This is a genomic window from Nocardia sp. NPDC005745 (genome assembly GCF_040630775.1).
In the GTDB taxonomy this organism is placed as follows: Bacteria; Actinomycetota; Actinomycetes; order Mycobacteriales; family Mycobacteriaceae; genus Nocardia.
Genome location: NZ_JBEXYF010000066.1, coordinates 1 through 7,738, shown reverse-complemented (window position 1 = coordinate 7,738; position 7,738 = coordinate 1). Strand labels below are relative to the sequence as shown.

Genomic DNA, 7,738 nt, shown 5'->3' with positions numbered 1-7,738 from the left:
GGTGCCCTCAGAAACATGCGCGGCCCGATCGGGTCCACGCTGGTCTTTGCCATCATCATCGCGATCTGTTCCGACGCGATCGAGCTGCCGCCGACCGGCGAGCGGGAACCGGCCACCACCGACGCGGCCCGGCAACTCGCCGACCGGTCGGAGCTTTCCGGTGTCGACGCCGCCGGGAAGCTGGTGGGCATGATCGACGCGCACGCCCACCTCACCGCTGCCGAAGCGTTCGGCGGTGCGCTGCGGTGCGGGCGACCCTTCGCCGAGGGTGGTGTCGCGACGGCTCTCGCGCCGTGCCCTGAGCAGGCGGGGGCACAGCCGGGTTCGCTGCTCGAGGCGGTGATCGGCGGTGGTGCGCCGGTGCCCGATGGGGGCGGGGGCTGGCCCGGCTTCGAGTCCTGGCCCCGGCACGACACGGTGCTGCACGAACAGGCTCAGATCGATGGCATCGAGCGGGCCTGGCGGGCCGGTCTGCGCGTGGTCAACACCCTGCTGGTCGCGAACCGGGTGATCTGCGAGTTGTCTCCGCAGCGGCGCCACCACGCCTGTGACGAGATGGAAGAGATCCACATCCAGGCGAACTATCTGCGCGCCATGCAGGATCACGTCGACGCGACCCATGGCGGCCCCGGCCGGGGCTGGTTCCGTATCGCCACCTCACCCGAGCAGGTCAGATCGATCGCCGCGCAGGGGAAACTGGCGGTGATCATCGGGGTCGAGAACTCCGAATTGTTCGGCTGCCGCGAAATACGCGATGTCGCGCAGTGCACCGTCGCCGACATCGACCGGGGGCTCGACGAGATGCAGGCTCTCGGGGTGAGCAATCTGTTCCCGGTCCACAAGTTCGACAATGCCTTCGGCGGCACCCGTTTCGATCCCGGTCTCGCAGGCGCCGCCATCAATGTCGGCAACCTGCTCGCGACTGGGCACTGGTGGCAGGCCGAATCCTGCACCGGCGCCGCCGATCACGAGCAGCTGTTCGCCGACTCGGCACTGAGCGATCTGCTCGCGGGCGGTGCCACCGGACTGCCCTCGGGTACCGTGGTGCCCGTCTATCCGAGCGGGCCGGTGTGCAATATCCGCGGTCTCACCGCACTCGGCCGTCATCTCGTGCACGGCATGATCGCGCGCGGCATGGTGATCAATATCGATCACATGAGTGTGCGCGCCGCGCGCGACACCCTCGAGATCGCCGAAGCGGCCGGATATCCGGGCATCATCTCGGCGCACACCTGGGCGGACCGGGAAATGGTCGACCGGGTGCTCGCACTCGGTGGATTCGTCGGGAGTTACGCCTACGCCGCCGCCGATGCCGGGGACGGCGAGCCGGACTTCCTGTCGGAATGGCGCGCCAACACCTCGGGGCCGCACGGCGATCGGGTGACCGGTTACGGCTACGGGTCCGACGTCAACGGACTCGCGGTTCTGGCGGCCCCGCGGCTCGATGCCGCGCAGCGACCGCTCACCTACCCGTTCCGCGCTCCCAATGGGGTCGAGTTCGACCGTCAGCGCGTCGGTGATCGCGTCTACGACCTCAATCTCGACGGTGTCGCTCAGTACGGGCTCTATGCCGACTGGTACGCCGATGTCATCCGGACGGCAGGCGACGACGGCGACGAACTCGCCTGCGAGCTGATGAACGGCGCCGAGGACTTCGTCGCCATGTGGGAATCCGCGCGCCGATGACCAGCGGTACCGCGCGGGCACGCACCACACCCGTCCCACCCGTCGGCGCCGGATGGCTGATCACCTTCGTCCTCGCCATGACCGGGGTGGCGGCGGGCTGGTTCGGCCCGCTGCAGATCCTGCTGCCCGCCCAGGCCGAAGCATTCGAAGCGGCCGAAGCGGGCAGCAAGGAGGCGGCGCTGGCGCTGGTGTCGGGCACCGGCGCCCTGGTGTCACTGATCGCCAACCCGCTGTGGGGGGTGCTGTCGGACCGGCTCCGCTCGTCCCGTGGTCCCCGCGTACCCGTCATTCTCGCGGGCACCGCGATCGGAGTCCTCGGTCTGCTGATCCTCGCCAACGCACCGTCGGTGGGCTGGATGGTCACCGGATGGGCGTGTGCGCAGCTGGGCCTGAACGGTCCGGCCGCCGCGTATGCCGCGCTCATCGCCGATCGGGTACCGCCGTCGCAACGTGGTCTCGTCGGCGCTCTGTTCGGGATCGCGCAGACCCTCGGAGTGGTCACCGGCACAGCCCTCGCCGTCGCCTCGGATTCGAGCGGCGCTGGATACGTCGCCCTCGCGATCGCGGTCCCCGCGCTCGGCGCGGGTTGGCTGCTCGCGCAAGGGCGGCGGTCCGGAGATTTCGGCACCGCGCTACCGCCACCGGTCGCGGCAGGCCGGCTGCGCGGCGGACTGCCCCCGTTGTTCGCATGGGCCTGGGGTATGCGGTTCCTGATGAACTTCGGCAACGCGCTGATCCTGCTGTATCTGTACTTCTATCTCGACGATGCCGTCGGTGTCGAGGATCCCGAGACGGCCGTGCTGCTCGTCACCGTGCTCGTGGTCCTCATCGCGGCGGCCACGGCGGGCGTGGCGGGCGGGCTGTCCGACCGGCTGCGCAGGCGCCGTGCGTTCGCGGTCGCCGCGGCGGGCGCGACCGTCGCCGGAACCGTCACCCTCGCCACCCTGCCGCCCTATCCGGTGGTGATCGGCGCGGCGACGGCGCTCGGCTGCGGCTGGGGGCTCTATCTCGCCGTGGACATGGCGATGGTCACCGCCACCCTCACCGACCCGACGACGCACGCCACCATGCTCGGCATCGCCAATATCGCGGCTGTACTTCCCCAGGTCGCCGCCCCGCTGGTGGCCGCTGCGCTGGTGGCAGGCCCGCTCGGCTACTCCGGCCTGTACGGGCTGGCAGCGCTCACGGCCGCCGGAGCCGTGCTTTGCGTCGCCCGTCTGCCCGACCGCTACTGAGACGACCGCTCCCACATCAACTCTCGACCCGAGGACATCCATGCCATCGTCACCGCCGCAGTTCCCCTTCGACTTCCGCTTCGGGATGGCCACCGCAGCAGCGCAGATCGAGGGTGCAGTCGCCGAGGACGGGCGCGGTGTCAGCATCTGGGACACCTTCGCCGCCCGGCCCGGCACCATCCGCCACGGCGGCACCCCCGCGGTGGCCACCGACCACTACCACCGCTATCGCGAGGACATCGAGCACCTGCGCGACGCCGGAATCCACGACTACCGTTTCTCCATCGCCTGGCCGCGCGTCGTCCCCGACGGACGCGGCGCGATCAACCATCCCGGACTCGACTTCTACGAACGCCTCGTCGACGCACTGCTGGAAGCCGGCATCCGCCCGGTGCCCACCCTCTATCACTGGGACCTTCCGCAGCCGCTGCAAGAGGCGGGCGGCTGGCTGCGACGGGGAACGGCCGAGGCCTTCGCCGACTACACCGACATCGTGGTGCGGCGCCTCGGCGATCGAGTCACCGACTGGCTGACCCTCAACGAGATGAACGTGCACACCCTCTACGGACACGTCCTCACCGATCACGCCCCCGCCCTCGGGCTCGGCCTCGAGGCTTTTTCCGCCGCACACCACCAGTTGCTCGCCCACGGGCTGGCCGTCCGGACGATCCGCGCGCACGGCCTCGCCCGCGTCGGCGTGGTCGGCCAGCACTACCCGGTGCGACCCGCCTCGGAGGCACCCGAGGATGTCGAGGCCGCCGATACCTTCGCCACCCTCACCCACTGGACCTTCGCCGACCCCATCCTGCTCGGCCGTTACCCCACCGACGAGGTCACCGCGCTGATCGCCGCGACCACCGGCCTCGACGAGGATGCCCTGGCCGCCGACCTCGCCGTCATCTCCGAACCGCTCGACTTCTACGGGGTCAACTACTACGAACCCGTCAGTATCGAAGCACCCCGCCCCGACAAAAACTACCGCGGCGTCCTCGAGGTCGACATCCCCGCCGGCATGCCCTTCTCCCCGGTCGCCATCCCCGATGTCGACCGCACCGACTTCGGCTGGGCCATCGTCCCCTCCGGCCTCACCGACATCCTCACCGAAATGCGCGCCCGCTACCCCGGCCTGCCGCCGATCGTCATCACCGAGACCGGCGCCTCGTTCCACGACGAGCCCGGCCCCGACGGGCGCGTCCCCGACACCCGGCGCATCGAATTCCTCGACGCCCACCTGCGCGCGGTGGCCGCGGCCGTCGCCGACGGCATCGATGTGCGCGGCTTCTATGTATGGTCCGCACTCGACAACTTCGAATGGGCCGCCGGCTACCAGGAACGCTTCGGCCTGATCCACGTCGACTGGAAAACCCTGGCACGTACCAGAAAGGACTCCTGGTACTGGTACCGCGACACCGTGCGCGCGCACCGGCAGCGGTCCTGACGGTGCGACGGTGCGGACGGCGCACCACCCGCCCGCCGCCCGGCGGGCGTTCGGCGTCCGTACCGGTCCGCCGCCCAGGTCAGCCTCTGCCGGAGGGTTCGGTTTCGGAAACGAGCAGATCGGAGAGGTTCTGCATGGATCGGCGCATTCCCGCACGCATCCCCGGCTTCTGCACGCGATCGATCAAGCGACCGATCACGCCGAGTCCGGGACGGTAGGTCACCCGATAGGTCATCTCGGTTCCGGCAGTGCCGTCCTCGAAGGTCAAGGGCCGGAACTCGAAAATATTGGTGAGATCCCGCATGGGTTCGAAGCCGGTTCCGTGATCCACCCGGCGCCGCAGCGGCTCGATTTCCCGGACGGTCCACTGCGAACGGGTCGTGAGCGGCCCGATCGTGGTGTTGCGTTCGGCATAGGTCTTGCCCACCTGTGCTGTTCCGTGGTGATCGGTGACCGAAAGGACGGCGGCGACCCATTCGTCGTAGCGGTCCGTCGCGGACACCACCTCCCAGACTCGCTCGACGCTCGCGGGGATGACGGCCTTCTCCTCCACGGTGACCGGAGTGGACATGTTCGCGTTCCCTTTCTCGACGCTCGCCCGCATTCGTTCGAGCGGTACCGAACTCATCGTTGTGGAACCGTCTCCGGTGCATCGGCGAGAACCGCACAGGCCGCCTGCTCACCGGAACGGACCGCGCCCTCCATGAATCCGTTCCAGTACGGCGACAGTTCGGCACCCGCCCAGTGCACACGATCGAAGCGCCGCCCCAGCCAGGGGCCGTACTCGGTGAGCACGCCGGGGCCGGCGACAGCGGTGGGGCCGCCCAGCGTCCACGGCTCGCGCGTCCAGTCCTGCTCGAAATAGGACGACGGGCGCAGGGCCTCCGGCCCGACGGCGGCGGCGAAAGAGCGCAGCACCGCACCGCGGCGTTCCCGGCCACTACGTGGCGACCAGGTCCGCCATGCCTGTCCCCCTAGGAAACCCATCAGGATGCCCGGCGCGCCGGAGGGTGGAGTGTTGTCGAACATCGAGCAGATGGGTGCGCCGTCGCGGAAGACCGCACTGCCGTTGAGTCCGGCCTCGCGCCAGAACGGCTCGGGATAGATCGCCTCGCATTTCATCAGGGTGCCGAAGGGCAGCCGCTGCAACAATGCCTGCTGTTGGGCCGGTAGCACCGGATCCCAGCGCAGCCGCCCGGCCAGCACCGGCGGGATCGCCACGATCACCGCCTCGGCGGTCCAGGTGCGCGCACCGGCGCTGACCGTCGCCCGTCGCGCATCCTGTTCGATCGCGGTCACCGGCGCCGACAGCACGACCCGTTCTCTCAGATCGGCCGCCAGCCGTCGCGACAGCTCTTGCGCGCCGCCGACGAATCGCGATTCCTGGGCTCCGCCCGCCACACCGATGCCACGCGCCAGCGTGCCCGGATGGGTCTCGTTGCCGAACGTCGCGATGTACCAGAGACCGAACAACAGCGACGCGTCACGGGCGGAACCACCGAACGCGGAGCCGAGGAACGCGTTGACAAGGTCGAGGGCGCCCCGGCCCAGCGTCGTTCGCCGCAGCCAGCTCTCGAAGGTCATCCCGTCCAGCCGCGACGCGTCGCGCGCGGTCCACGGCGCGACCACCGGGATCCGCTCCGCCATCCGGTCGATGCGGTGCATCGCCACGCCGAGATCGGGCAGAGCCAGCAGATCGGGTGGGATATCGCCGGTATAGCGCGTGCCGCGCCCGTTCTTGACATAGACGCTCGCACCAGCGGTGTTGGCCCGGAAGGTCTCGACACCGAGTTCTCCGGCCAGCCGGAGCAACCGGTCCTGGGTCGGGCCGATGAACTGGCCGCCGACCTCCACGACCTGGCCGTCACCGAGGTCGTGATCGAACGTCCGCCCGCCCACCCGGTCCCGGGCTTCCACGACGACGACGTCCAGGCCGGCGCTTCGCAGCCGTCTGGCAGCGACCAGCCCCGCCAACCCGGCTCCGACCACCACGACGTCGCACGCGTTCACTCGGCCACCTCCCGGGTGTAGGCGGCTACGTATCCGCGCAGCGCGGTTTTGGTCTCGCGCAACAGGTCCGGGTCACCGTCGGGATCGAGCCGGAACGCCTCCTGCAGGGCCGCGTCGGCGATGACGTGGCCCGCGTAGCAGACATTGGCGAGCCGGTCAATGTCCGGCAGGACCCGTTGGGCCAGTAGGACTTCCGCGAGTGTGACAGCCATCCGCTTCTTGTGCTCGCGGTCGGCGGCGCGAGTCGCGTCGGTGAGGTGCCTGCTGAACCACAGTGCGCGGAATCCGGGTGCGGACCGATACAGCTCCGCGAACACATCCACCAGTTCCGCGATCGGGTCCGGCCAGCGTCGTGCACGAGCGCGCTCGGCCAACTCTCTCATCGCGTCCTCGAGCCGTCGCAGGTACGACTCCGCGAGCGCTTCGATGATCGCCTCGCGATCGGGCAGGTACTGGTAGAGCGACCCGACCGAGATGCCCGCGGCCGCGGCAACCCGTGAGGTGGTCAGCGCCTCGGGGCCGGACTCGGCCATGAGCCGGTCGGCCACCCGCAGTATGTGCTCCAGTCTCTCCCTGCTGCGCGCCTGCTGAGGCACCCGGCGCAGTGCCGCCGAAGCGATCACGAGCTGCCCGTCCATCTCCACCCGCTTCCGTGACGTGAATCTGACTTTCTTTCACATTTACCGTTAGGCTAGCCGCATGACCGCGATCACGCTGCCCGAACAGCGCCGAGAACTGGCCGAGGTCTGCCGGATGCTGTCCGCGAAGGGCCTGCTCATCGGCACCTCCGGCAATGTGAGCAGCCGATTCGCCGACCAAGTGGTGATCACGCCCACAGGAGCCGAGCTGGCAGGCATCGATGCCGATGATCTCTGTGTGCTCACCCTGGACGGCACCCAGATCGCCGGAGCGCTGGCTCCCACCTCCGAAGTGGATCTTCACCTCGGGTGCTATCGCGAACTCGGCACCGGCGCGGTCGTACACACTCACGCACCGAAATCCGTCGCGGTCGCGTGCGCCGAGACGCACCTGCCCGTCTTTCATTACCAGCAGCTTCTGCTCGGCGGCGATACGCACGTCGTGCCGTTCCACCCGTTCGGAACTCCCGGACTGGCCGAGTCCACGGTGCGGGCGCTGCGCGGCAAGCAGGCCGCGCTGCTGGCCAATCACGGCGCGGTGACGATCGGGGCATCTCTGGGTCAGGCCGCCGACCATGCCCTGCTGCTCGAGTGGGCGTGCGCGATCTACCTGGATACCCGGCGACTCGGCGGTCCCCGCCTGCTCGACGACGAGCAGCAAGCCGCGGTGATCCGGGCCGCGACGGCGCGCGGATACGGCGCGACCCGCCCCGCACAGATCGACAACCCCG

Annotated in this window: 7 protein-coding genes; 4 read left to right on the top strand and 3 right to left on the bottom strand. The window is 69.4% G+C overall.

Translation table 11 applies throughout. The annotated features are described in order from the left end of the window. From ABZ420_RS35320 to ABZ420_RS35310, 3 genes are all read left to right on the top strand, one after another. Positions 1 to 1,686 (top strand): peptidase (locus tag ABZ420_RS35320; RefSeq protein WP_357132345.1); only part of this gene is annotated, 1,686 nt, incomplete at its 5' end. After that, positions 1,683 to 2,921: an MFS transporter gene (locus tag ABZ420_RS35315; protein ID WP_357132342.1), complete on the top strand. Its 1,239-nt coding sequence runs from the start codon at positions 1,683 to 1,685 to the stop codon at positions 2,919 to 2,921. The genes ABZ420_RS35320 and ABZ420_RS35315, both read left to right, overlap by 4 nt. Positions 2,922 to 2,961: 40 nt before the next feature. Further along, complete coding sequence (locus ABZ420_RS35310; protein ID WP_357132339.1) at positions 2,962 to 4,359, top strand: GH1 family beta-glucosidase; 1,398 nt, start codon at positions 2,962 to 2,964, stop codon at positions 4,357 to 4,359. Positions 4,360 to 4,438: 79 nt separating this feature from the next. On the opposite strand, the gene ABZ420_RS35305 is transcribed toward ABZ420_RS35310, so the two are convergent. From ABZ420_RS35305 to ABZ420_RS35295, 3 genes are read right to left on the bottom strand one after another with little or no spacing between them, the layout of a single operon-like run. After that, positions 4,439 to 4,930 carry an SRPBCC family protein gene (locus ABZ420_RS35305; RefSeq protein WP_357132336.1) on the bottom strand — a complete coding sequence of 164 codons (492 nt, stop codon included), beginning with the start codon at positions 4,928 to 4,930 and terminating at the stop codon, positions 4,439 to 4,441. A gap of 53 nt (positions 4,931 to 4,983) precedes the next feature. Beyond that, a complete protein-coding gene (locus tag ABZ420_RS35300) occupies positions 4,984 to 6,369 on the bottom strand; it encodes an FAD-dependent oxidoreductase (RefSeq protein WP_357132333.1) in 1,386 nt (461 codons plus the stop codon). After that, positions 6,366 to 7,007 carry a TetR/AcrR family transcriptional regulator gene (locus tag ABZ420_RS35295; protein ID WP_357132330.1) on the bottom strand — a complete coding sequence of 214 codons (642 nt, stop codon included), beginning with the start codon at positions 7,005 to 7,007 and terminating at the stop codon, positions 6,366 to 6,368. Before ABZ420_RS35295 ends, ABZ420_RS35300 begins: the two co-directional genes overlap by 4 nt. Before the next feature lie 61 nt (positions 7,008 to 7,068). Between ABZ420_RS35295 and ABZ420_RS35290 the strand changes: the two genes are divergently transcribed. Next, on the top strand, positions 7,069 to 7,738 hold a 670-nt coding region (locus ABZ420_RS35290; RefSeq protein WP_357132327.1), incomplete at its 3' end, for a class II aldolase/adducin family protein.

Excerpts from the sequence above, each read along its gene's own strand:
- ABZ420_RS35295 (WP_357132330.1), bottom strand. The coding sequence starts at position 7,007 with ATGGACGGGCAGCTCGTGATCGCTTCGGCGGCACTGCGCCGGGTGCCT.
- ABZ420_RS35310 (WP_357132339.1), top strand. The coding sequence starts at position 2,962 with ATGCCATCGTCACCGCCGCAGTTCCCCTTCGACTTCCGCTTCGGGATG.
- ABZ420_RS35315 (WP_357132342.1), top strand. The coding sequence starts at position 1,683 with ATGACCAGCGGTACCGCGCGGGCACGCACCACACCCGTCCCACCCGTC.
- ABZ420_RS35305 (WP_357132336.1), bottom strand. The coding sequence starts at position 4,930 with ATGTCCACTCCGGTCACCGTGGAGGAGAAGGCCGTCATCCCCGCGAGC.